Below are 21,739 nucleotides of genomic sequence, written 5' to 3' on the forward strand. Positions count from 1 at the left end.
AGATGCTGCGACTGACGCGGTCGCAACCCCATCAATATGCTCGCTGTCATAGTATGACTTTTAATTCATCCAAGTCCTTGAACTAGAGCCCTTGCCGCTGATTATTCACTTGACGGCGCGAATTTATTGCACCGCCAAGCGTTGACAGTTGATTTTCCGCTTGATAAAAAACGCCGCAGTTGTACGACAACACATAACAAAAACAACATCAGCGGACCCATCCCATGTCGAAAATCTGCCAGACAACCCTCCCCTTTGCGCTACTGGGCGCCAGCCTGCTAGGCGGCATGCCAGGCACCAGCCTCGCCCAGGGCTTCGTCGATGACAGCAAGGCCGTGCTGGGCCTGCGCAACTTCTACATCAATCGCAATTTCACCAACCCGAGCAACCCGCAGAGCAAGGCTGAAGAGTGGACCCAGAGCTTCATTCTCGATGCCCGTTCCGGCTTCACCGAGGGGCCGGTGGGCTTTGGCGCGGATGTGCTGGGGCTGTGGTCGGTAAAACTCGATGGCGGTGGCGGCACCTATGGCACGGCGCTGCTGCCGCGCCATGACGATGGCAAGCCGGCGGACGACTACGGCCGCCTGGCGGTGGCGGGCAAGGCGCGTATCTCCAAGACCGAACTGAAGATCGGCGAATGGATGCCGGTGCTGCCGATCCTGCGCTCTGACGATGGCCGCTCGCTGCCACAGACCTTCCGCGGCGGCCAGGTGACTTCCAACGAAATTGCCGGGCTGACCCTGTATGGCGGCCAGTTCCGCGGTAACAGCCCGCGCAACGACGCAAGCATGGAAGACATGAGCTACCGCAGCGGCGTCTCGGACCGCTTCAACTTTGTCGGTGGCGAATACAAGTTCAACCAGGACCGCACCCTGGTCGGGCTGTGGAACGCGGTGCTCAAGGATGTCTACGAGCAGCAGTACCTGCAACTGAGCCACAGCCAACCGCTGGGCGACTGGACCCTCGGCGCCAACCTGGGCTACTTCCACGGTGGCGAGGACGGCTCGGAGCGCGCCGGCAAGCTGGACAACAAGACCTACTCGGGCATGTTCTCGGCCAAGTACGGCGGCAACACCTTCTGGGTCGGGCTGCAGAAGGTCGATGGCGATACCTGGATGCGGGTCAACGGCACCAGCGGCGGGACCCTGGCCAACGACAGCTACAACTCCAGTTTCGACAATGCCGAAGAGCGCTCGTGGCAGGTGCGCCATGACTTCAACTTCGTGACGCTCGGGGTGCCGGGGCTGACCCTGATGAACCGCTATATCAGTGGTCGTGATGTGCACAGCGGGGCGGTAACCGATGGCAAGGAGTGGGTGCGCGAGTCGGAACTGGCCTATGTGATCCAGAGCGGGCCGTTCAAGGATCTGAGCGTGAAATGGCGCAACTCCACCATTCGCCGCGACTACAGCAACAACGAGTTCGATGAGAACCGGTTGATCTTCAACTATCCCCTGTCGTTACTGTAACGCGGACCTTGTGGGAGCGGGCATGCCCGCGAAACAGGCGGCGCGGTGAATGGCACCGGCTTTGCCGGTGTTCGCGGGCATGCCCGCTCCCACAGGGATCGCGCCAGCTTTTAAAAAGAGCAACATTGACAACCCCGGAAACCGCTGCCGATAATCAGCAAAGTCATACGACAACTTACAACAATCAAAAGTAGAGCCGCCATGACCACCACCCCCTTCAAGCGCCTGCTGCTCACCGGAGCCGCAGGCGGCCTGGGCAAGGTGCTTCGCCAACGCCTCAACGGCTGCGCCGAAGTCCTGCGCCTTTCCGACATCGCGCCGATGGCCCCCGCCACCGGCCCCCATGAAGAAGTCATCCCTTGCGACCTGGCCGACAAGGCTGCGGTCCATGCCCTGGTCGAAGGCGTCGACGCCATCGTCCACTTCGGTGGCGTGTCCACCGAGCATTCTTTCGAAGACATCCTCGGCCCCAATATCTGCGGCGTGTTCCACATCTACGAAGCCGCACGCAAGCACGGGGTCAAGCGCATCATCTTCGCCAGCTCCAACCACGTGATCGGCTTCTACCGCCAGGACCAGGCCATTGACGCCCATGCCCTGCGCCGGCCCGACAGCTACTACGGCTTGTCCAAGTGCTATGGCGAGGATGTCGCCAGCTTCTACTTCGACCGCTACGGCATCGAGACCGTCAGCATCCGTATCGGCTCCTCGTTCGACGAGCCGCAGAACCCACGCATGCTCAGTACCTGGCTGAGCTACGACGACCTCACCCAGCTGATCGAGCGCGGCCTGTTCACCGCTGATGTCGGCCACACCGTGGTCTACGGCGCTTCCGACAACCGTACCGTGTGGTGGGACAACCGCCATGCCGCGCACCTGGGCTACCAGCCCAAGGACACTTCGGAAGTGTTCCGCGCCGCGGTAGAGGCCAAACCTGCGCCTGCCGCCGACGACCCGAGCATGGTCTACCAGGGTGGCGCCTTCGTCGCTGCCGGCCCATTTAGCTGACACTGCCCTGCCAGGAGGCTCCAGCATGCACTGCGAACTGATCGTCGACGCCCGCAACGGCACCGGTGAAAGCCCGGTGTGGCACTCCAGCGAACAGGCCCTGTACTGGGTCGACATCCCGGCCCGCCAGCTGCACCGCTGGCAGGACGGCGCCCATCAGGTCTGGCAGGGTGACGAGATGCTCGCCTGCATTGCCCGTACCGAGCAGGGTTGGGTCGCCGGCATGGAAAGCGGCATCTTCCAGCTGCAGGCCCAAGCCGACGGCAGCCTCGACAGCCGCCTGTTCGCCGCAGTCGAACACCCTCAACACGGCATGCGCTTCAACGATGGCCGTTGCGACCGCCAGGGCCGCTTCTGGGCCGGCAGCATGTTCATGGACATGCAGCAAGGCGCCCACGTCGGCGCGCTGTACCGGGTCGATGGCGAAGGCCAACTGCATCAGCAGCTCAAGGACATGATCGTGCCCAACGGCCTGGCCTTCAGCCCGGATGGCACGCGCATGTACCTGTCCGACTCGCACCCCAACGTGCAGAAGATCTGGACTTTCGATTACGACATCGACAGCGGCACCCCCTACAACCAGCGGCTGTTTGTCGACATGCGCGCCTTCCCCGGCCGCCCCGACGGCGCCGCCATCGACGCTGACGGCTGCTACTGGATCTGCGGCAACGACGCCGGGCAGATCCACCGTTTCACCCCCGACGGTCGCCTCGACCGCTCGCTCAGCGTGCCGGTGAAGAAGCCGGCGATGTGCGCCTTCGGCGGCGCCAATCTCGACACCTTGTTCGTCACTTCGATCCGCCCTGCAGGCAGCGACCTCAGCGACCAGCCCCTGGCCGGTGGCGTGTTCGCCCTGCGCCCCGGCGTCCAAGGCCTGGAGGAACCGGCCTGGCGCGGCTGACCACGACTCACGCACCACCGCAGCACCCAACACTCACGCGCGAAACCAGATAATAAAAACCACGGAGTTTCACCATGACCTTCAAACGCAAGCTGCTTCTTGCCGTACTCCCGTTCGCTTTCAGCCTGTCGATGCCGGCCTCGGCACTCGACATCAAGTTCGCCGAGATCCACCCGGCCGGCTACCCGACCGTGGTCGCCGAACAGAACATGGGCAAGAAGCTCGAACAGGCCAGTAATGGCGAAATCACCTTCAAGATGTTCCCCGGCGGCGTGCTCGGCTCGGAGAAGGAAGTGATCGAGCAGGCTCAGATCGGCGCCGTGCAGATGACCCGCGTCAGCCTCGGCATCGTCGGCCCGGTGGTACCGGACGTGAACGTGTTCAACATGCCATTCGTGTTCCGCGACCATGAGCACATGCGCAAGGTCATCGACGGCGAGATCGGCCAGGAGATCCTCGACAAGATCACCAACTCCGAATTCAACCTGGTGGCGCTGGCGTGGATGGATGGCGGCTCGCGCAGCCTCTACACCAAGAAGCCGGTGCGCAGCCTCGCCGACCTCAAGGGCATGAAGATCCGCGTGCAGGGCAACCCGCTGTTCATCGACATGATGAACGCCATGGGCGGCAATGGCATTGCCATGGACACTGGCGAGATCTTCAGCGCCCTGCAGACCGGGGTGATCGATGGCGCCGAGAACAACCCGCCGACCCTGCTGGAACACAACCACTACCAGAGCGCCAAATACTTCACCCTGACCAACCACCTGATCCTGCCGGAGCCGGTGGTGATGTCCAAGACCACCTGGAACAAGCTCACGCCTGAGCAACAGGTGCTGGTGAAGAAGCTCGCCCGCGAGGCGCAGATGGAAGAGCGCGTGCTGTGGGACGCCAAGTCCGCCGCCAGCGAAGAGAAGCTCAAGGCCGCCGGCGTCGAGTTCATCGCCGTCGACACCAAGCCGTTCTACGACGCCACCGCTCCGGTGCGCGAGAAGTACGGTGCGCAGTATGCCGACCTGATGAAGCGTATCGACGCGGTCCAGTAACACCGGCCCCTTTCCAAGATGACTTCGGCAGTGCGACGCCCGTCGCCCTGCCGCTTTGGTGATGCCTATGAAAATGCTTTTCCTGAGCGTCAACGACACGCTGTACCGCGCCTGCATCTGGGTCGCCGGCCTGTCGATCCTGGCAATGACGCTGATCATCCCCTGGGGCATCTTTGCCCGTTACGTGCTGGGTACCGGTTCCAGCTGGCCGGAGCCGGTGTCGATCCTGCTGATGGTGCTGTTCACCTTCATCGGCGCCGCCGCCAGCTACCGCGCCGGTGCGCACATGGCGGTGGCGATGGTCACCGACCGGCTGCCAGAGCCGCTGCGTCGGCTGGTGGCGGTGTTCACGCAACTGTTGATGGTGGGCGTCTGCATCTTCATGACCTGCTACGGCTTCAAGCTGTGCGTCACCACCTGGAACCAGTACATGGCCTCGCTGCCCAGCGTGCGGGTGGGCATGAGCTATGCGCCGATCCCGGTCGGTGGCGTGCTGACGCTGGTCTTCGTGCTGGAGAAACTCCTGCTGGGCGACCAGAGCCAGCGCAAGGTGGTGCGGTTTGACCTGGTGGAAGAGAACGAGGGGGCGGCGTAAATGGATGCGTTCATTCTGTTGGGCAGTTTCGTCGCGCTGATCCTGCTGGGCATGCCGGTGGCCTACGCCCTGGGCCTGTCGGCACTGATCGGCGCCTGGTACATCGACATCCCGCTGCAGGCGATGATGATCCAGGTGGCCAGTGGGGTTAACAAGTTCTCGCTGCTGGCCATTCCGTTCTTCGTGCTGGCCGGCGCGATCATGGCCGAGGGCGGCATGTCCCGGCGCCTGGTGGCATTTGCCGGGGTACTGGTGGGCTTCGTGCGCGGCGGCCTGTCGCTGGTGAACATCACCGCGTCGACCTTCTTCGGCGCGATCTCCGGTTCGTCGGTGGCCGACACCGCATCGGTGGGCTCGGTGCTGATCCCGGAAATGGAGCGCAAGGGCTACCCCCGTGAGTTCTCCACCGCCGTGACCGTCAGTGGCTCGGTGCAGGCGCTGCTGACCCCGCCCAGCCACAACTCGGTGCTGTACTCGCTGGCAGCGGGTGGCACGGTGTCGATCGCTTCGCTGTTCATGGCCGGGGTGATGCCCGGGCTGCTGCTGAGCGCGGTGATGATGGGCCTGTGCCTGATCTTCGCCAAGAAGCGCAACTACCCCAAGGGCGAGGTGATCCCGCTGCGCGAGGCGCTGAAGATCGCCGGTGAAGCGCTGTGGGGCCTGATGGCCATGGTGATCATCCTCGGCGGCATTCTGTCGGGCGTGTTCACCGCGACCGAATCGGCGGCTGTGGCGGTGGTGTGGTCGTTCTTCGTGACCATGTTCATCTACCGCGACTACAAGTGGCGCGACCTGCCCAAGCTGATGCACCGTACGGTGCGGACCATCTCGATCGTGATGATCCTGATCGGCTTCGCCGCCAGCTTCGGCTACGTGATGACCCTGATGCAGATCCCGTCGAAGATCACCACGGCGTTCCTGACCCTGTCGGACAACCGCTACGTGATCCTGATGTGCATCAACTTCATGCTCCTGCTGCTGGGCACGGTAATGGACATGGCGCCGCTGATCCTGATCCTCACGCCGATCCTGTTGCCGGTGATTACCGGTATCGGCGTGGACCCGGTGCACTTCGGCATGATCATGCTGGTCAACCTGGGGATCGGGCTGATCACCCCGCCGGTGGGGGCGGTGCTGTTCGTCGGCTCGGCGATCGGCAAGGTCAGCATCGAGGCCACGGTGAAGGCACTGCTGCCGTTCTACGTGGCGCTGTTACTGGTACTGATGGCAGTGACCTACATTCCGGCCATCTCGCTGTGGCTGCCGAGCGTGGTGCTTTAGCTGCCTACGCGATCACTGTGGGAGCGGCCTAGTGTCGCGAAAGGGCTGCGAAGCATCCCCTCGATATCAGCCGTGATGCTGAAACCCTGGGGCCGCTTTGCGGCCCTTTCGCGACACAAGGCCGCTCCCACATAGCAACGAGTTCTTCCTGCAAACGGATCATGCACATGGCTCTGGCTACTACCTCCACCCTCTTCCCGCGCGAACTGGCCATCGCCCTGCTGGCCCTGCTGGCCTGCTCGTTCGCCGGCAACCACATCGCCGCCCGCATCGCCTTCGACGACGACACCGGCGTGCTGCTGGCCATTCTCTGCCGCTCGGGCATCACCTTCCTGGTGCTTGCCAGCCTGGTGCTGTGGCAGCGCCAGCCACTGGGCCTGCCTTCCGGTACACGGCGCTGGCAGCTGCTGCTGGGTCTGCTGATCGCGACCCAGAGCCTGTGTCTGTATTCGGCTGTGGCACGCATTCCGGTGGCCCTGGCGCTGCTGGTGGGCAACACCTTTCCGATGCTGCTGGCCCTGCTCACCTGGGCCTTGGGCGGCACCCGCCCGACCGGGCGCACGGTGCTGTTCATGGGCCTGATCCTCTGCGGCCTGGTGCTGGCGCTGGACGTTCCGAGCCACTTGAGCGGCAGTCACGACGCCAACCCGCACTGGGCCACCGGCGTGAGCCTGGCGTTCTGCGCCGCCTGTGTGTTCGCCTGCGCCCTGTGGATCACCGACCACAAGCTGGCCGCCGTACGCGGCCCGGTGCGCAGCCTGCTGACCTTGCTGATCGTGTTCACCAGCATGCTGGTTGCCGGCATCAGCGGTGTGATGCCGGCCGGCTTGTCGTTGCCGGGCAGCGCCAGCGGCTGGATGGCGCTGGCCAGCCTGGTGGTGTTGTATGGCGTGGCCTTCACCTTGCTGTTCGTCTGCGTGCCGAAGCTGAACATGGCGCAGAACGCGCCAGTGATGAACGTCGAACCCATCGCCACCCTGCTGCTGGGCTGGGCGTTGCTCGGCCAGCAACTCAGTGGCATGCAATTGATTGGCGGTGCCGTGGTGGTGTGCGGCATCGTCCTGTTGACCTACCGGAGGCCTTGATGAGCGTCCCCCTGCTGCACCTGCAAGACCGACTTACTCACCTGAGCATCGCCCCCGACCTGGGTGCCAGCCTGGTCAACTGGCAAGCCAGCGCCACTGGGCAAGCGTTGCTGCGCCCCGCCGACGAAGCCGCCCTGGCCAGCGGCAGCCCCCGGCGCCTGGGCTGCTACCCGCTGGCGCCGTGGTCCAACCGCATCGCCGAGGGCGGTTTCCAGCGCCCTGATGGCTGGCTGGCCTTGGCACCGAACACCGGGCATGACCCCTACCCGATCCACGGCAGCGCCTGGCAGCAGCCCTGGCAGGTGGAGCAGCACAGCAAGCACCACGCCCGCCTGAGCCTCGACAGCACAATGCCGTTCGCCTACCGGGCAACGCTGGATGTGCACCTGCATGAGGGCTGCCTGAACCTGGACCTGCAGGTGACGCATCTGGATTCGGCGCCCACCTGGTATGGGCTGGGGCTGCATCCCTACTTCCCGCGCCATGCCGATACGCGATTGCATGCACAAGCGCGCACCGTGTGGCTGGCGGAGAATGGCGCGTTGCCGTCACGGCAAGCTGAGATACCTGATCACTGGAACTTCACCGCTGCACGGACACTGCCGACAACGCTGGTCGACCATGCCTTCAGCGAATGGCCCGGCAACTGCGTGATCGAGCAGCCGGGCGCGGGGTATCGGCTGGTGTGCAGCGCCAGCGGCGCCGAGCACTTTCTGTTGTTCTGCCCCCATGAGCAGCCGTTCTTCTGCTTTGAACCGGTGAGCCACCCGATCAACGCGCATCACCTGCCGGGGCGACCGGGGCTGAAACTGTTGCAGAAAGGCGAAGCAACCAGCCTGGGATTCAGGATGCAGTATCAGGCATTGTGACCACCTGATAATGGGGCTGCCTTGTAGCCCCATTCACCTCGCGTGCAACCTTCCACACCAGCACCGCCGCGACGATATCGAACGCCGCCAGCACCACGAACAGCGGGCTGTAGCCAATCTGCGTGACCAGGATGCCAAACACCAGGGTAAACACCGCCGCCCCCAGGTAACCACACATCCCGCCCATGCCGGTCGCAGTCGCCACCTGGTCCTTGCTGAAGGAATCCGAGGTGATCGAGTACAGCGCCCCCGACAAGGTCTGGTGGGCAAAGCCGCCAATGCACAGCAGCAGGATCGCCGTGTACGGGCTTTCGACCAGGCCGATGCAGGCCGGGCCGATCATGCAGCTGGCGCCGAACACCAGCACCATCTTGCGCGAGGTGAACAGCGACACCTTGAAGTAACGATGGAACATCGGGCTCAGGTAACCCCCGAGTACGCAGCCGATGTCGGCAGCGAGGAACGGCAGCCAGGCGAACATCGCCACTTCCTTGATGTTCATGTGTCGCTCGGTCATCAGGTACAGCGGAATCCAGGCGTTGAAGGTCTGCCAGGCCGGCTCGGAGAGAATACGGGCCGAGGCGATGGCGTAGAAGTTGCGGGTCTTGAAGATGCGCTTCCAGGCCCCCTTCTCGCGCTGCTCGGCTTTGAAGTGGGCTTCCTGGCCAGACAGGATGTAGTCACGCTCATCGTCGCTCAGGCGCTTCTGATCACGCGGGTGCTTGTACAGCAGCATCCACAGCAAGGTCCACAGCACACCGGACGCGCCGACAATGACGAAGGCCAGCTGCCAGCCACTGTGCAGGATCGCCCACACCACCAGCGGTGGCGCCAGCAGTGCACCCAAGGACGAGCCGATGTTGAACCAGCCGATGGCGACCGAGCGTTCCTTGGCCGGGAACCACTCGGTGGTGGCCTTGACCCCGGCTGGCAAGCCGGCGGCCTCGGTCATGCCCAGCAACCCGCGCAGGAACGCCATGCTCTGCCAGCCGCTGGCCAGGGCGGCACCCGCACAGGCCAGCGACCAGGCCAGGGCGAACACGGCAAAGCCCAGCTTGGTGCCGATGAAATCGATGAGCCAGCCAGCGATCGGCTGCATGAGCGCGTAGCACATCTGCCAGGTCGCAACGATCTTGGCGTATTGCTCGGTGGTGATGGAGAGGTCGGTCATCAGCGTGGGGGCTGCCACCGAGAGGGTGTTGCGGGCGAGGTAGTTGACGACGAGCCCGGCCGTGACAAGGCTGACCATCCACCAACGGATGCCTTTGATCTTCATGGTTCACCTGAATCTTATTTTTAGAGTGACGGGTGATCTGCCTCATGCGCCGGCAGGGCGAAATGAGACAAATTGTTTCAGGCGAAGAGTGCCATGTCATAGGTCGTCGTACAACAATAATTATTCATGCCCCGCTAAAAGGGTGGTATCGGCTCAACTCTATGGATAATCCAGTTGAGTTGTACGATCTCGGTGCTCAATCCAATTGCCGATTTCGCAGGTCCTGCGCCAGCATGTCGATGAACGTCCGCACCTTGGCCGAGCCGTACTTGCTCTCGCGGTGCAAGACATGGATCGGCCAGGGCGCCTCTTCATACTCGGCGAGAATGACCTGCAGCTGGCCGCTGGCCAGTTCATCCACCACCTGGTACGACAGCAGCCGGGCGATGCCCAACCCGCCTACTGCCGCAGCAATCGCGCCATCGTTGCTGGTGACGGTCAGCCGCGGCTTCATGCGTACCAGGGTCGGCTCGTCGGCCAGGCCGAAGCGCCAGCCGGCGCGCGGTGAGAGGTTGGTGGTGGCGATCACTGCATGTTCCGGCAAATCCGACGGGTGCTGCGGCTCGCCCATGCGTGCGAGGTAGTCGGGTGATGCACAGAGCATCCGCCGTACCCGGCCCACGCGCAGCGCCTTGAGGCCGGAGTCGGGCAGCGGCCCGATGCGCACGGCCACGTCCATGCCCTCCTCGACCATGTTCACCACACGGTCGAGGAAGTACGCCGACACATCGACCTCGGGGTATTGCTGCAGGTAGCGCACGATGCAAGGCATTACGAACTTCTTGCCGAACAGGATTGGCGCGGTGATCGCCAGTTCACCCTTGGGCGTGGCGTTGATCCCCGCGGCGGCTTCGTTGGCTTCATGGATGCTGGCGAGGATGTGCCGGGTGTCTTCCAGGTAACGGCCGCCCGCCTCGGTCAGGCGCACGCTGCGGGTGGTGCGCAACAGCAGCTTGACCCCGATCTGTTCTTCAAGGGCGCTGACGGCGCGGGTGACGGCGGCGGGCGAGATGTCGAGGCGACGGGCGGCAGCGGCGAAACTTTCCAGCTCGCCGACAGCGACGAACACCTTCATCAGGTGGATCTGATCCATGCGCGCTCCTGGGCATCGGGGGGTGCGGGGATTATCGGTTATTTGCGTTGCCTGTGCGGGCCTCTTCGCGGCTTCAGCCGTGAAGAGGCCCGCACAGGCAACTTCATAACTCCAGCACCAGCGCCTGGGCCGGGACAGCACAACAAATCAGGGCGGTACCACTTTCGGGCATCTCGGCAGGAGGATTCGGGTAATGCACCTGCCCGCTCACCACCTTGGTCTTGCAGGTTCCACACGAGCCCCCTCGACAGCTGAACTCCGGCGACAGCCCACGCGCTTCAGCCAGTTCCAGCAAGGTGCCAGAACCAGGTGACCAACGTGCCTCCTTGGCAGAGCTGGCAAAGTACACCGGTACCGGTTCGCTGGCAGCCGGTGGCTGTTGCAGCGTGGGCCGGTGGTCATCGCCATGCCGGCGCAGCGTCGATGGCCCGAAGGCCTCGGCATGAATGCGGCCATCCGGCACATGCACCCCGCGCAGTCCCTCATACATGTCCTGGGTGAAGCTGGCCGGGCCACACAGGTAGAAGTCGTAGTCATCCAGCGCCAGCGTTGCCTTCACCTGCTCGATACCCAGGCGCCCGACGTGTTCATAGTCATGCCCTTGTACGGCTTCGGCCTCGGGCTGGCTCAATGAACGATGCACGCTCAAACGTGCACCGGCTTGCTGACGCAATTCGGCCAGTTCCTGCTGGAACGGCAGATCACTCAGGCTGCGTGCCCCGTGGAACAGATGGATGCGGCGCCCCGGCTCGCTCGCCAACAACTCGCGCAGCATGGCCATCAGCGGGGTGATGCCCACGCCCGCCCCCATCAGCACCACAGGCCTGTCGCTGGTGCTATCCAGGGTGAAGTTGCCCATGGGCAGGCGCACCTCCAGCTTGTCCCCTGCCCTGACACGCTCGTGCAGATAGCGCGACGCCGGGCCCTGCGCCTTGACGCTGATGCGCAGGTAGCCATCGGACGGCGCGCAGGACAGGCTGTAGGTGCGAATCAGCGGTGCATCGGCCTCTAGCGGGATACGCACGGGAATGTGCTGACCAGGCTTGAATGCCACCGCCTCATCCACAGCGAAATAGAACGAGCGGATATCGCGGCTCTCCTGCTCCACGCGCGCCACCCGCCAGGCCAGCCACTGGCGCTGACGCTCACGCTGCTGAAGCCGCTGCTCTGCCTCGGCCCAAGTGCCGGTCATCAAGCTGGTTGGCGCATATTCCTCAAACGCCCAGCGCAGGCTAACCGCCGCACGGCGCAGTACCACCTGCTCGATGTCCAGTGTCCACAGCCGCTCGGCGCCGTCGAACGCCGTGATCAGCGGGCTGTCGAGAATCACCTCGGTGCGCCCGCTCACCTGCAGTACGTCGCCGCTGCTGAAATCGACGAACAACAACCCGGCCTGTGGGTTCTCCAGCAGGTTACCGAGGGTGTTGAAATGCAGGTTGCCGGCATAGTCGGGAATAGTCAGGCAGTTGCCTTCGACCCTGACGAAGCCGGGGCGACCGCCACGGTGCGAAACGTCCACCGAACGCTGCCCGTCGGCGTGATCGATGTAACTGGCGACGAAAAACGTATCCGCGTTGGCAATCATCCGGGTGGTCGTTGCATCCAGCCCTTGCGCATCGATCCGCCCTTGCGCCGATTCATCGACGCGGGTGTAGTCACGCAACTGGATGTACTGCGGGCAATTGCCGAAGGACTGCTCGACCCGCACCTCCAGCGCGCCACCCGCAGCCTGAGCGATCAGCCCGTTGATGCGGTTGCGTCGACGCGTATGCAGCTCGATACCGAGCAGCCCGATCGCCCCGCCATCGGCCAGCCCAGGCGTTGCCGGATCATCGCTGGCAAGGCGGGTGTCGATCCGCAATTGCCGTGGGTCGGGCGAGCTGACGAAACCTTCCGGGCCTTCGAGCAGCGTCGCCCAAGGCTTGCCGCCCTGATCCACAGCACCGGCGACGATAAACGGCAATTGCTGGTAGAAACTGCGGTGCTGGTCGGGCATGTAGTCACGAATGACCTTCTGCCCGAACACGTCCATGCGCTCCGACACACCTGCATGCTCCTGCAGGCGCTTCTCGCCGACATGCCAGGGCGAGGTGCGATGATCGGGGAGTTGCGCCATGGCGGCATTCCTCGCGTAGGGTGGCGCCTCAGATGGTGGTCTGCAGGCCAACGGCAGTGCGTGGCATGGCGACGAAGCCAGGCAACGCTTCGATCCGTGCCAGCCAGGCACGCACGTTGGGGTAAGGTTCCAGCGAGACATTGCCCTCGGGAGCGTGGGCGATGTACGAGTAGTTCGCGACATCGGCGATGGTCGGCTCATTGCCGACGAGGAACGCCGACTTGGCCAGCTCGGCATCCATCACCTTGAGCAAGGTGTGCGCGCGGCCGATGACTTCATCGGTGTCGAACGAAGCGCCAAACACCGTCACCAGGCGGGCGGCTGCAGGGCCGAAGGCCAAAGGGCCGGCGGCAACCGACAACCAACGCTGCACGCGGGCGGCCTTTACCGGGTCATGGGGGAGCCACTTGCCCGCCTTGTCGTAGGTGCTGGCCAGGTAGACGAGGATGGCGTTGGAGTCGGCGATCACGGTGCCGTTGTCATCGATCACCGGCACCTGGCCGAACGGATTAAGGGCGAGGAAATCCGGCTGCTTGTGCGCGCCTTTGGCCAGGTCGACGAACACCAGTTCGGTGGGCAGCTTCAGCAACGACAGCATCAGCTCGATGCGGTGGGCGTGGCCGGACTTGGGGAAGTTGTAGAGTGTGATCACGGGCTGGGCTCCAGGGTTGGCACCGGGGTGGTGCCAGGTGGAGCCCATCCTGCGCTGATTCGGCGGGCAGCAGAATCAGTGCAAGGAGCAAACCATAATTTCGCCTGGCGAAATAATCGGGTGATTAGTGCCGCGACTGCTTCTGATAGCGATACAGGCCCCGCGCAGCCTCAACCACGTGCGGCACGCAAGCCTGCAACTCATCGAAGCTCATGGCATCGAGCAGCTCGAAGTTGTCCTCCAGCCCATGCAGTGAAATCGCCTTGAGCAGCTGATCCTGCTCGGGCGGCAACTCGCCCCAAGCCGCTACCTGCGTGCCACGCATGTAGCCGAAGCACCACTCTTCCATGATGATCGCCGTCCCTTCCTCGGCCTCGCTTTCTTCGAACAGCGGTTCGAAGCCTTCGAGGTTCTCTGCCAGTTGCTCGGCAACCTGGTAGGCATAGCGCAGCATCAAGGCGGTGTAGGCCTCCTCATGGGCGGGCTTCTTGAACTTCGGTACCTTTCCACCCGCGACGGTGGGCAGCCATTGCTCTGGCAGCACGTCGACCGGGGAGCTGGCCAGGGCGGTGAAAAAGCCGTTGAGCTCGGCCAGGTTGAGCACCGAATAGTCGTTGCCGTAGGTGATCAGCAGGTCTTCGAGGCGGGCGAGTTCTTTCTCGCTGAGCGGAGGGAGCATGGGAAACATCCTGGAAAGCAAAGATGTGTGCACCCTAACACAGGACTGCTCGAAGGTAGCCCGCCGCCTCGCTGCGGCGGGCATTTTCCCTAGCGTGCCAACCAATCCGCCAGTGCCGCCTGGTTATCCAGGCCAATCAAGAGCCATAGCAGTGTTCGGCACTTGCGCGGGCAGAGTGGGCCACCCATGTGCACACCTTTGCTCTGCAGGTCGATTTCCGCCCCGACAAAGCCGTAAGTGGCCCTTGCAGTCGGCCCATAGCCGGTACGCGTCGCCACGATCACCGGCATGTCCTGGGCAATCCGCGCCAGTGCCTGAGACCAGGCAATGGACACATGGCCCGCACCGAACCCTGCAACGACAAGGCCCTCGTAGCCAAGCGACGGGATGACCTGCAGCAGTGCGCTGTCTGCATCCAGACAAGCCTCGAGCAAGGCGACACGCTGCTCGCAATGCTTCGGCAGCGGTAGAACCTTGCGCGGTGCCGGAGGGCCACGATAGATCACCTGCCCTTCCACCACGCTGCCCTCTAAGCCCCGGCCGGGCGACTCGAAGGCAGCCATCGCCAGGCTGGCAGTCTTGCGGACATGGGCGGCAAGGTGGATCTGATCATTGAGCACCACCAGCACACCACGCCCATGGCTCTCGCCCGCCAGCGCCACCTGCACTGCAGCCATCAGGTTGGCCGGCCCATCATGACCCGGCTGACTGGCCGAGCGCATGGCCCCGGTCATGACCAGCGGTATATCGAAAGGCCATAGCAAATCGAAAAAATAGGCTGACTCCTCAAGTGTGTCCGTCCCCTGAGTCAGCACCACCGCCTGTGCTCCGCGCTCCACCTCACCACGCGCCCAAGCCAGTACGTCGAGCAGGATCCGGCAAGTCAGCGATGCGCTGGGTAACAGACCAAGCGTAACGGTGCTGATCTCGGCGAGCGCCGCTACTTGCGGTACTCCAGCCAACAACGCGTTCCCCCCCAACTGCGGTGTCACGCCGGTACCAGGCAACCCCGCCTGCATGCTGACCGTTCCCCCCAGGCAGCCTAACGACAAACGAGGCAAACAACCTTTGTCGTTCATGCCTCAGCCCCCATAACCAGCCCCAGTACCGATACGATGCCAGCTGTACACACGGCCATGGACACTACATTGCCTATGTATCCGTGCATGTAACCCGGCAGGCGCTGGCTGATTGCTGCCGCCAGTGGTGGCGCGAACAGCGCCCCCAAGGCGGCACTGCCGAGCACCACTTGCCAGCTGGCGCCCAACGTCAGTACCGAAGCCGGCACAATCGACACGATGGGAATATAGGTCGGATACCAACCGCGCTCGCGCCACTGGCGCAACCACAGCAGCACGCCGAGTAGCGAGGCCAATGCCTGACCCGCGATCATCGGCAGCAACAGCTGCGATCCATAGGCGGGGGCCGAAGGTGCCAATGCATGGGCGAGGACTGCCCCCAACAGTAGACCGAGGCTGGCCAATTCATTGCCGAAGAACGGCGCTTCGCTGAAATCAGCAAGTACCCGGCGTAACACCCACACCGCGCCGTAGTCGGTTTTGCCGGTGGCGGACTCAGGCGTGCGAGGGCACATGCCGTCGCGCACCAGCACAGGAAAGCGTTTGCACAAGCCAAATGCCAACAGGCTCGCCAGCGCCATGCCGCTCACGTTGCCAATCACCACCGGCAGTTGCAATGGATAGCACACGTAGTTGACCAACAAGAGGCTCGCAGGCGTGACCAACACCGCGCCCAGTAGCGCACCGCTGAGGGTGACCCGCCAGCCTCCCCCGAACAGCAGCACCATGGCGGCAGGTAGCGAGACGAAAGCCACGAAGGTGGGTTGCCAAGTACCACTGGCGAGTGTCCAGCCCCAGAGGACATGGCTGAGCAGCAGCCCGAGCAGTGAGCTAGTAAACAACCAAGGCCACAGGCCACTGCCGTAGCAGATGGCGAAACCCCGCCAACGATAACCCTGCACATGGGCCCAATGGGCCAGGCAAGCGCCCAATAGCATGCCGAGCGCCGGCAGTTCGTGTTTATAGAAGGCGACTTCGCTGATATCTCCGACGATCCAGCGCAGCCGGCTTAAGGGCTGCTCCAGTGAAGCGGCCAACGCTGCATAATCAGGCCACTCGCCAAACGCCAAGCTGGCTACCAGCAACGTCACCAGAACAAGTAACGTCAGTAAAGGCATACGCTGCCCAACGACAGGAATTGTCTTTTCCATACGCCCTCCTCAACGCGGTATCGCTGGATGCAGGCGATAGCCCAGCGTGGCATCGTACAGATCGGTACGACGATCGCGCGGCAAGTCGTTGAGACTGTTCCAGATTGGCGCCGAGCGCGCTGCACTCAGATCGACATCGGCGTAGACGATGCATTCATTTTCAGCACCAGCGACCTCGCCGATCGGCCAGCCATCGGTGCCTGCTATCAGCGAACAGCCAAGGAAGCACCCGCCCCGCTCATGACCGATACGGTTGGCCGCTGCGATATAGAGGTTGTTGACGTGGGCAGCGGTCATGGTCAGGTACGACGCCATGCAGCGTCCCGCTGCATCGAACAAGGGTGGCGGTGTCCACACCCAGTTGTTCAGGCTGCAGATGATATCGGCGCCTTGGCTGGCCATTAGCCGCGGCACCTCCGGAAACCAGATATCCCAACAAATCAGCAGGCCGATGCGGCCAATCGGGGTTTCGAACACCGGGAAGCCCAGATCACCAGGAGTGAACCAGAGCTTTTCCTGATTCCACAGGTGCGCCTTGCGGTAATGCCCGAGCCGGCCTTCAGGGCCAAACAGCATGGCACTGTCATAGAGTTTGAGTCCGTCCCGCTCGGCGAAGCCTGCTGCGAGGTAGACCTGTTGTTCCCGAGCGAACGTTTCCCAAGCCCGCAGGCTGGGGCCGTCATCCAGGGTCTCGGCATGCGTGTAAGCCTCGGCCCGTGAGTGGAAGGTATATCCGGTGTTGGCCAACTCAGGCAGCACGATCAGATTGGCCCCCTCATTGACAGCGCGTTGGGCCAGCGCCAACCCTTTGCTCACGTTGCCGTCGGTGTACTCCAGGCCCACTTGAGGGTCGTACTGGATGACAGCGATACGGACGGGACTTACCGGTTTGCAATCTGCAGGCATGGCGGCTTCCTTGGTTTTGGTTGTTATGGAAGGACGCCAGTAGAACGGGAGTTGCCCGGGGAGCAACAGTCAGGAGACTCCCACGGGGCTTGAAGGAAAAGGTAAATCAGTATGTAAGAGATATCCTACGGATGCGCTTCGATTTCAAGCACTTACCGAACGTGATAGTGCGGATAGTGCGCAAGCTCGAAGCCGTCACGAAAATGCGCAGACGTGTGACTACAGAGATTGATGACCGCATCGATAGCCGTGCGAAGACAAGGCTCTGTCCAGCCGGCATCTACAGAGAAGGACTCGCCGGCCAGATAGAGCCCGGAAGCGCTACTCAGGTCACGGTTGTACTTCATCAGGCTGACAGCATCGTAATAGGTGCCCGCGCGGTACAACTTCGCACATCCCAAAGCATTTTGATCTGTCATCCAACGTTGTATGCGGATGTTTCGGGTATCGATATAAGGCGAAATGGCTTCTCCGATATTGCTGCAGCGCAACAAGATCCGGTCGAGTTCCTTGATGCACTTCTGGGCCAGTTCGTTATCTGAAAACGAGGCCAGTTTTGTCGCATCATCCTCCCAGGTATAACTGAGCAAAATGCAGTCCTCGGGGTAACTGTCGTTGTAGCGATAGGCGTAGACATCGTGCACGAAGCTGTCGGTCACGAGTATCTGCGGCAGATGCGGGTTACGGTCGAGGAAGTTTTTGCGCAACGGTGCATAGACCTTGCAGCTGGTTTCCCAATGGGCGTGTTTCCAGGCATCGATAACCGCTTGTGGCAAGACCTCGGGACCGAAGCCGTCAAGGCGGATATTGGTTTCGATCAGCCATGACGGCGTCGTGAGGATGACACTGTCGAAGACTTCGCTCAGCAACTGAGCCTGACTGGGCTGGCTGTGCTGCCACTGATACTCCACTCTGATCCGCCCATCAGACTGCTTGTACAGCCCACACACCGAGCTATCAGTCAGAAGGCCATCATCTCGCGTCTGCAAATGACTATACAGTGATGATCCTGATGCTTCGATTTCCATGAACAGCAAGCACTCATCCAAGGCAGCGAGGCCGATGTAGGCAGGCGCCTGAAACTTCAGCCCCCTGCTATCCAGCACGTTGCCGGCGCCCAGGTGAGGAGCGGCCAACGGTATGCCAAGATGGTCGACTCGGCCATGCACAAGCTGCAAATGGCTGCTGAAACCGAAGATGGCGGTGCGTAGCGGGTAAAGGCAGCAGACATCATAGAAAGCCCCCCAACTGCCGTCACCAATGCCGATTGTATAGAAAATCGCCGACTCTTCGCGGGTCATGCCCAGCCCACCGAAATCACCCGGCTCTAAAGGGTCCAATGTCTCCAGAACGGGCAGATGGACCAGATCGCGGAACGACAACTGATGGTAGCGCTCAACAATGGCGGACCATATCGCCTCCCATTCCTGAGTGCCATATACGGCTGCCACACGCTCGGCGAACTGCTCGGCAAAACGCCGCCACTTGCCATGGACCGTCTGCAACAAAGCGCTCGGGGGAGGCGCATCACCTTCCGGATTGCGCCAGATCAACAGCTTCGGCTCGCCCTCACCCTCAAGCAGACCTTCGCGCAAATAGATACCCGTGGCATTGACCCAAGGTGTACCTGGATTGGGAAAATCGGAGATATGCAGATCAAACAGATCGGCGTAGTAAGCCATCAGCGAGCGCCCTGACTTAGGTGCCTCGCCGCTTCTATTGAAGAACGGCATGCGCATGGCCCCCATTTCAAAGGGCGTCGAGGGCCTTTTGTAATCCGCCCCCTTGTTCGCGACCGTCAGGTGGCGGCCCCCCACACGTTGTGATTGCTCGATCAGCGTGATATGGGTGAAGCCACACCGAAAAAGCTCACGCGCAGCAGTCAAACCGGTGATGCCGGCACCGACTATGCAAATGCGATGTTCATGGCGTGTGGCACTGGCAATTCCTCCTTCCTGCTCAACCAGGCGGCGGTAGTCGAAACACAGGTCAGGCGGATTGGGAAAGCGGGCAGCCCAGGGCTTGATGGGGTGAGTTGGTTCGATGGCCAGTTCGGCGGGATGGTTATACGTCGATCCGATTGTCATGATCGTGTGCTCTGGAAAGGGAGCATGATCATGATCAGTGGATCGTAGTACAGAGTGGTAAATGGATACTGCCAGAAAGCATTCGCGGGCAAGCCCGCTCCAGCTTGCGTTGGAGCAGACTTACCCGCGAAAGGGGCGCTAGAGCTTAAACCGCCAACGCGCGCTCACGCAGCTCGCTGTTGAGGATGCGGTCGTTCTCGCTGTAGTCCACCGGGCAGTCGATCACGTGCACGCCAGGGGTCTTGATGCAGTGCTCGAGCAGCAGCAGGAAGGCTTCGGCGCTTTCCACACGGTGGCCATTGGCACCGTAGGCTTCGGCATATTTGACGAAGTCCGGGTTGCCGTAGTCCAGGCCGAAATCGGTGAAGCCCATGTTGGCCTGCTTCCAGCGGATCATGCCGTAGCCGTCGTCACGCAGAATCACCACGGTGATGTGCATGCCCAGACGAACTGCAGTTTCCAGCTCTTGGCTGTTCATCATGAAACCGCCGTCGCCGCATACCGAGATGACCGGGCGATCCGGGTACACCAGGTGCGAAGCCATTGCCGATGGCAGGCCAGCACCCATGGTCGCCAGGGCGTTGTCGAGCAGCACGGTATTCGGCTTGTGCGCCTTGTAGTTACGGGCGAACCAGATCTTGTAGATGCCGTTGTCCAGGGCCACGATGCCTTCGGATGGCAGTGCACGACGGATGTCGGCGACCAGGCGCTGCGGGTAGACCGGGAAGCGGTTGTCGTCGGCGCCTTCGGCGATCTGGGCTTCGTTCGCTTCACGGATGGTCATGAGGCGGGTGAAGTCCCAGTGCGCAGTGTCGTTCAGCGCTTCGCTGATCTGCCACACGGCGTTGGCGATGTCGCCGATCACTTCGACCTGCGGGAAGTACACGGCATCGACTTCGGCGGAGCGGAAGCTGATGTGAATGACTTCGGTGCCGCCACGGACCATGAAGAACGGTGGCTTCTCGATCACGTCGTGGCCGATGTTGATGATCAGGTCAGCCGCTTCGATGGCGCGGTGAACGAAGTCACCGGAGGACAGCGCAGCGTTACCCAGGAAGCGCGGGTGGCGCTCGTCGACCACACCTTTACCCATCTGGGTGGTGATGAACGGGATACCGGTCTTGTCGATCAGCTGCTTGAGGACCTTGGCGGTCATCTTGCGGTTGGCGCCAGCGCCGATCACCAGGATCGGGCTGCGCGCCTTCTTCAGTTTTTCTACAGCGGCTTCGATGGCCACGTGCTCGGCCAGCGGGCGACGGTGCAGGCTGCGCGGGATCGGCAGGGCGTCGGTCTGCTCGGCGGCGATGTCTTCCGGCAGCTCCAGGTGCACGGCGCCCGGCTTTTCTTCTTCAGCCAGGCGGAACGCTTCGCGCATGCGCGCCGGAATGTTGTCGGCCGAAGCGAACTGGTGGGTGTACTTGGTGATGGGGTCCATCATGCCGCACACGTCAATGATCTGGAAGCGGCCCTGCTTGGACTTCTTGATCGGCTTCTGGCCGGTGATCATCATCATCGGCATGCCGCCCAGGTAGGCGTACGCACTGGCGGTCACCAGGTTGGTTGCACCAGGGCCCAGGGTCGACAGGCTCACGCCGGTCTTGCCGGTCAGGCGGCCATAGGTGGCAGCCATGAAGCCCGCGGACTGCTCGTGGCGGGTCAGTACCAGCTTGATCTTCGACTTGCGCAGGGATTCCAGCAGGTCGAGGTTTTCCTCACCAGGAATGCCGAACACATACTCGACACCTTCGTTTTCCAGGCATTGCACAACGACATCGGCGGCCTTGGCCATCTTGCTTGTAACCTCAAGTGATCGGACAGTGGAAGTCCAGAAATGCGCAGCACGGTACGCTGGCATCGCTCGGTTCGGGGGCCAGGATTGCCCCGAACTTAAGTCTTGACGCAGCTTAAGCGCAAACAAGTCACGTTAATTTGCGAGAAATATTGTCGCACCGTACAGACGGTGCAGATAGGAGGATACAGACAAATGACATTTGACTGCAGCGTCAAAGCGCCGCATTGCAGGAAGGCCGAAGACTGGAAAGACAAAACCCCTACCTGCATGTGCAGATAGGGGTTTTGCGAAATTAATCTTGACGATGACCTACTCTCACATGGGGAAACCCCACACTACCATCGGCGATGCATCGTTTCACTGCTGAGTTCGGGATGGGATCAGGTGGTTCCAATGCTCTATGGTCGTCAAGAAATTCTGTTGCCAGAATGTCCAGATGGACAGCCCAGCGAATCCGGATATGTGAATTTGTGGCTCTCTTTTTAGAGCTGCGAACTTTCGGTTCGTATCATCTTCACCACCGCAATCTGCGTCAGCAAATTGCTTGGGTGTTATATGGTCAAGCCTCACGGGCAATTAGTATTGGTTAGCTCAACGCCTCACAGCGCTTACACACCCAACCTATCAACGTCGTAGTCTTCGACGGCCCTTTAG

18 protein-coding genes and 2 rRNA genes are annotated in these 21,739 nt (G+C 62.1%); 8 read left to right on the forward strand and 12 right to left on the reverse strand.

All coding sequences use genetic code 11. From position 1 onward, the window contains the following. Nucleotides 1–224 precede the first annotated feature (224 nt). From N430_RS21360 to N430_RS21400, 8 genes are all read left to right on the forward strand, one after another. Nucleotides 225–1,469 carry an OprD family porin gene (locus N430_RS21360; RefSeq protein ID WP_110638832.1) on the forward strand — a complete coding sequence of 415 codons (1,245 nt, stop codon included), beginning with the start codon at nucleotides 225–227 and terminating at the stop codon, nucleotides 1,467–1,469. A 201-nt stretch (nucleotides 1,470–1,670) separates the two neighbouring features. Continuing rightward, nucleotides 1,671–2,477, forward strand: coding sequence for an NAD(P)-dependent oxidoreductase (locus N430_RS21370; RefSeq protein ID WP_110638833.1), 807 nt, complete (start codon nucleotides 1,671–1,673; stop codon nucleotides 2,475–2,477). A gap of 25 nt (nucleotides 2,478–2,502) precedes the next feature. Further along, the gene (locus N430_RS21375; RefSeq protein ID WP_110638834.1) at nucleotides 2,503–3,378 is read left to right on the forward strand and encodes an SMP-30/gluconolactonase/LRE family protein; all 876 of its coding nucleotides are present in this window, start codon (nucleotides 2,503–2,505) and stop codon (nucleotides 3,376–3,378) included. Between the two features lie 74 nt (nucleotides 3,379–3,452). After that, nucleotides 3,453–4,424, forward strand: coding sequence for a TRAP transporter substrate-binding protein (locus N430_RS21380; RefSeq protein ID WP_110638835.1), 972 nt, complete (start codon nucleotides 3,453–3,455; stop codon nucleotides 4,422–4,424). Nucleotides 4,425–4,491: 67 nt separating this feature from the next. After that, nucleotides 4,492–5,019 (forward strand): TRAP transporter small permease, encoded by a 528-nt coding sequence (locus tag N430_RS21385; RefSeq protein WP_110638836.1) that lies wholly within the window; start codon nucleotides 4,492–4,494, stop codon nucleotides 5,017–5,019. Beyond that, the gene (locus tag N430_RS21390) at nucleotides 5,020–6,300 is read left to right on the forward strand and encodes a TRAP transporter large permease (RefSeq protein WP_110638837.1); all 1,281 of its coding nucleotides are present in this window, start codon (nucleotides 5,020–5,022) and stop codon (nucleotides 6,298–6,300) included. A gap of 167 nt (nucleotides 6,301–6,467) precedes the next feature. Next, complete coding sequence (locus N430_RS21395; protein WP_110638838.1) at nucleotides 6,468–7,385, forward strand: DMT family transporter; 918 nt, start codon at nucleotides 6,468–6,470, stop codon at nucleotides 7,383–7,385. Beyond that, complete coding sequence (locus N430_RS21400) at nucleotides 7,385–8,254, forward strand: aldose 1-epimerase (RefSeq protein WP_110638839.1); 870 nt, start codon at nucleotides 7,385–7,387, stop codon at nucleotides 8,252–8,254. The genes N430_RS21395 and N430_RS21400 overlap by 1 nt, the downstream gene beginning before the upstream one ends. Here N430_RS21400 and N430_RS21405 read toward each other — a convergent pair. From N430_RS21405 to N430_RS21460, 12 genes are all read right to left on the reverse strand, one after another. After that, nucleotides 8,229–9,530, reverse strand: coding sequence for an MFS transporter (locus N430_RS21405; RefSeq protein WP_110638840.1), 1,302 nt, complete (start codon nucleotides 9,528–9,530; stop codon nucleotides 8,229–8,231). The genes N430_RS21400 and N430_RS21405 overlap by 26 nt on opposite strands. Before the next feature lie 196 nt (nucleotides 9,531–9,726). Continuing rightward, on the reverse strand, nucleotides 9,727–10,623 hold the full coding sequence (locus N430_RS21410) for a LysR family transcriptional regulator (protein WP_110638841.1): 897 nt from the start codon (nucleotides 10,621–10,623) through the stop codon (nucleotides 9,727–9,729). A gap of 103 nt (nucleotides 10,624–10,726) precedes the next feature. Further along, nucleotides 10,727–12,739, reverse strand: coding sequence for a pyridoxamine 5'-phosphate oxidase family protein (locus tag N430_RS21415; protein ID WP_110638842.1), 2,013 nt, complete (start codon nucleotides 12,737–12,739; stop codon nucleotides 10,727–10,729). Between the two features lie 28 nt (nucleotides 12,740–12,767). After that, nucleotides 12,768–13,439, reverse strand: a complete 672-nt coding sequence (locus N430_RS21420; protein WP_110638843.1) for a glutathione S-transferase — start codon at nucleotides 13,437–13,439, stop codon at nucleotides 12,768–12,770. Nucleotides 13,440–13,515: 76 nt separating this feature from the next. Next, nucleotides 13,516–14,070 carry a UPF0149 family protein gene (locus N430_RS21425; protein WP_110638844.1) on the reverse strand — a complete coding sequence of 185 codons (555 nt, stop codon included), beginning with the start codon at nucleotides 14,068–14,070 and terminating at the stop codon, nucleotides 13,516–13,518. An 89-nt stretch (nucleotides 14,071–14,159) separates the two neighbouring features. Further along, nucleotides 14,160–15,149 carry an asparaginase gene (locus tag N430_RS21430; RefSeq protein ID WP_110638845.1) on the reverse strand — a complete coding sequence of 330 codons (990 nt, stop codon included), beginning with the start codon at nucleotides 15,147–15,149 and terminating at the stop codon, nucleotides 14,160–14,162. Then, nucleotides 15,146–16,300: a hypothetical protein gene (locus N430_RS21435; RefSeq protein WP_110638846.1), complete on the reverse strand. Its 1,155-nt coding sequence runs from the start codon at nucleotides 16,298–16,300 to the stop codon at nucleotides 15,146–15,148. Before N430_RS21435 ends, N430_RS21430 begins: the two co-directional genes overlap by 4 nt. Nucleotides 16,301–16,309: 9 nt before the next feature. Beyond that, nucleotides 16,310–17,206 carry a nitrilase family protein gene (locus N430_RS21440; protein ID WP_110638847.1) on the reverse strand — a complete coding sequence of 299 codons (897 nt, stop codon included), beginning with the start codon at nucleotides 17,204–17,206 and terminating at the stop codon, nucleotides 16,310–16,312. A gap of 152 nt (nucleotides 17,207–17,358) precedes the next feature. Further along, nucleotides 17,359–19,293 carry an FAD-dependent oxidoreductase gene (locus N430_RS21445; RefSeq protein WP_110638848.1) on the reverse strand — a complete coding sequence of 645 codons (1,935 nt, stop codon included), beginning with the start codon at nucleotides 19,291–19,293 and terminating at the stop codon, nucleotides 17,359–17,361. A gap of 145 nt (nucleotides 19,294–19,438) precedes the next feature. Further along, entirely contained in the window at nucleotides 19,439–21,082 is a 1,644-nt protein-coding gene (locus N430_RS21450) for an acetolactate synthase large subunit (protein WP_110638849.1), read from the reverse strand. A 299-nt stretch (nucleotides 21,083–21,381) separates the two neighbouring features. After that, nucleotides 21,382–21,497, reverse strand: a 5S ribosomal RNA gene (rrf, locus tag N430_RS21455). Nucleotides 21,498–21,640: 143 nt separating this feature from the next. Then, a 23S ribosomal RNA gene (locus N430_RS21460) occupies nucleotides 21,641–21,739 on the reverse strand; the annotation flags it as partial.

Source organism: Pseudomonas sp. CC120222-01a, assembly GCF_003097235.1.
In the GTDB taxonomy this organism is placed as follows: Bacteria; Pseudomonadota; Gammaproteobacteria; order Pseudomonadales; family Pseudomonadaceae; genus Aquipseudomonas.

What these genes read in the sequence shown, in the direction of transcription:
- N430_RS21360 (WP_110638832.1), top strand. Translation starts at nt 225, where the DNA reads ATGTCGAAAATCTGCCAGACAACCCTCCCCTTTGCGCTACTGGGCGCC.
- N430_RS21370 (WP_110638833.1), top strand. Translation starts at nt 1,671, where the DNA reads ATGACCACCACCCCCTTCAAGCGCCTGCTGCTCACCGGAGCCGCAGGC.
- N430_RS21375 (WP_110638834.1), top strand. Translation starts at nt 2,503, where the DNA reads ATGCACTGCGAACTGATCGTCGACGCCCGCAACGGCACCGGTGAAAGC.
- N430_RS21380 (WP_110638835.1), top strand. Translation starts at nt 3,453, where the DNA reads ATGACCTTCAAACGCAAGCTGCTTCTTGCCGTACTCCCGTTCGCTTTC.
- N430_RS21385 (WP_110638836.1), top strand. Translation starts at nt 4,492, where the DNA reads ATGAAAATGCTTTTCCTGAGCGTCAACGACACGCTGTACCGCGCCTGC.
- N430_RS21390 (WP_110638837.1), top strand. Translation starts at nt 5,020, where the DNA reads ATGGATGCGTTCATTCTGTTGGGCAGTTTCGTCGCGCTGATCCTGCTG.
- N430_RS21395 (WP_110638838.1), top strand. Translation starts at nt 6,468, where the DNA reads ATGGCTCTGGCTACTACCTCCACCCTCTTCCCGCGCGAACTGGCCATC.
- N430_RS21400 (WP_110638839.1), top strand. Translation starts at nt 7,385, where the DNA reads ATGAGCGTCCCCCTGCTGCACCTGCAAGACCGACTTACTCACCTGAGC.
- N430_RS21405 (WP_110638840.1), bottom strand. Translation starts at nt 9,530, where the DNA reads ATGAAGATCAAAGGCATCCGTTGGTGGATGGTCAGCCTTGTCACGGCC.
- N430_RS21410 (WP_110638841.1), bottom strand. Translation starts at nt 10,623, where the DNA reads ATGGATCAGATCCACCTGATGAAGGTGTTCGTCGCTGTCGGCGAGCTG.
- N430_RS21415 (WP_110638842.1), bottom strand. Translation starts at nt 12,739, where the DNA reads ATGGCGCAACTCCCCGATCATCGCACCTCGCCCTGGCATGTCGGCGAG.
- N430_RS21420 (WP_110638843.1), bottom strand. Translation starts at nt 13,439, where the DNA reads ATGGGCTCCACCTGGCACCACCCCGGTGCCAACCCTGGAGCCCAGCCC.
- N430_RS21425 (WP_110638844.1), bottom strand. Translation starts at nt 14,070, where the DNA reads ATGCTCCCTCCGCTCAGCGAGAAAGAACTCGCCCGCCTCGAAGACCTG.
- N430_RS21430 (WP_110638845.1), bottom strand. Translation starts at nt 15,149, where the DNA reads ATGAACGACAAAGGTTGTTTGCCTCGTTTGTCGTTAGGCTGCCTGGGG.
- N430_RS21435 (WP_110638846.1), bottom strand. Translation starts at nt 16,300, where the DNA reads ATGGAAAAGACAATTCCTGTCGTTGGGCAGCGTATGCCTTTACTGACG.
- N430_RS21440 (WP_110638847.1), bottom strand. Translation starts at nt 17,206, where the DNA reads ATGCCTGCAGATTGCAAACCGGTAAGTCCCGTCCGTATCGCTGTCATC.
- N430_RS21445 (WP_110638848.1), bottom strand. Translation starts at nt 19,293, where the DNA reads ATGACAATCGGATCGACGTATAACCATCCCGCCGAACTGGCCATCGAA.
- N430_RS21450 (WP_110638849.1), bottom strand. Translation starts at nt 21,082, where the DNA reads ATGGCCAAGGCCGCCGATGTCGTTGTGCAATGCCTGGAAAACGAAGGT.